Consider the following 1,133-nt stretch of genomic DNA (forward strand, 5'->3'; position numbering starts at 1 on the left):
CTATCGGGTTTCGCGTCGGGGATCGCGGCCAGCATGCGCTCGACGATGCCGTCGCTGCCGTAATGCGTGGTGACGCTGCTCATGGCCGTCCTCCGTCAAGGAGGCAGCTTCCCACCAACGGGATGTTTGCGCAACGCGCGCTGATTCAGGAACGTGATTCATGACCCGCTACGCCACCATCATCACCAACGATGACGGCCGTGAGGTCGTCAGCGCCATTGGCGAGTTCGAAGGTGCCGAGCCGCAGCCACGCCTCGGCCGTGTCGAACAGGTCGCGCCCGGCGTGCTGATCGGCATGGTGCGGGACGCGGCCGGCGGCTTTTGTTTCCCGCAAGCCGGCATCGCTGGGCAGCTTGTCGGTCTCGTCATGGCACGTCTCAAGGCACAGGCCGGTGTGACGAAGCCTGCCCAGGCGGCGAAGCCTGCCGATGCGGCAAGGCCGAAGCGGCCCCAGAGAGCAAAGAAACGGACCAAGAAGAACGCCCGCTCGAAGAAACCGGCCAACCGGGTCAGATCGGCACCGCCGAAGGCCGGCATTTCCGCTGCCGATGCCAATGCCACGGGGCAGGTCCATGACTGACAAGACCGCCGCCGGGCCAACGCGCCGCAAGCCGGCAAGGCGCAAACCCACTGCCAGCCCGGCTGCGCGGAGGCCGCGCCCCAAGCGCGCGAAGAAAACGCTGGGCGATGATTTCCTGGCTGCTGTGCGGGCTGATTTCCGCGCACATGGCGCCGGCGTCATCGCCGAGGTGCGGGCCGACAAGCCGGACCAGTATCTGAAGATCGTGCTTTCGGTGCTGCCCAAGGATTTTGATGCCACGATCAACCAAATGGACGGCTTAAGCGATGACGAGATCCGCAGCCGCATCCGGGCCCTCGAAGCCGTCGTCAAGCCGTTCCTCGAAGAGCTCGGTGATGTCCGCCAGGACGGAATATCTGGCGCTGCTGGCGGAACTGGACCGCAGGCGCCGGACTAATCTTCTTGCCGCCTACAAGCCGTATCAGCGCCAGGCCGAGTTTCACGCGGCAGGCGCGCAGAACCGCGAAAGGCTGTTCATGGCCGGCAACCAGCTCGGCAAGACCAGGGCAGGGGGCGCCGAATGGGCCATGCACCTCACCGGCCGCTATCCCGC

At 65.8% G+C, this 1,133-nt stretch carries 3 protein-coding genes; all 3 read left to right on the top strand.

Going from position 1 to position 1,133, the window contains the following annotated elements; translation table 11 throughout:
• Positions 1 to 160 precede the first annotated feature (160 nt).
• On the top strand, positions 161 to 580 hold the full coding sequence (locus EN993_RS36065) for a hypothetical protein (RefSeq protein WP_127266267.1): 420 nt from the start codon (positions 161 to 163) through the stop codon (positions 578 to 580).
• Positions 573 to 977, top strand: a complete 405-nt coding sequence (locus tag EN993_RS36070) for a hypothetical protein (protein WP_127266268.1) — start codon at positions 573 to 575, stop codon at positions 975 to 977. Before EN993_RS36065 ends, EN993_RS36070 begins: the two co-directional genes overlap by 8 nt.
• The coding region (locus EN993_RS36075; protein WP_245469082.1) for a terminase family protein at positions 916 to 1,133 on the top strand (218 nt) is incomplete at its 3' end. The genes EN993_RS36070 and EN993_RS36075, both read left to right, overlap by 62 nt.

It is taken from the genome of Mesorhizobium sp. M7D.F.Ca.US.004.01.2.1 (assembly GCF_003997785.1).
Taxonomy (GTDB): domain Bacteria; phylum Pseudomonadota; class Alphaproteobacteria; order Rhizobiales; family Rhizobiaceae; genus Mesorhizobium; species Mesorhizobium loti.

Excerpts from the sequence above, each read along its gene's own strand:
- EN993_RS36065 (WP_127266267.1), top strand. The coding sequence starts at position 161 with ATGACCCGCTACGCCACCATCATCACCAACGATGACGGCCGTGAGGTC.
- EN993_RS36070 (WP_127266268.1), top strand. The coding sequence starts at position 573 with ATGACTGACAAGACCGCCGCCGGGCCAACGCGCCGCAAGCCGGCAAGG.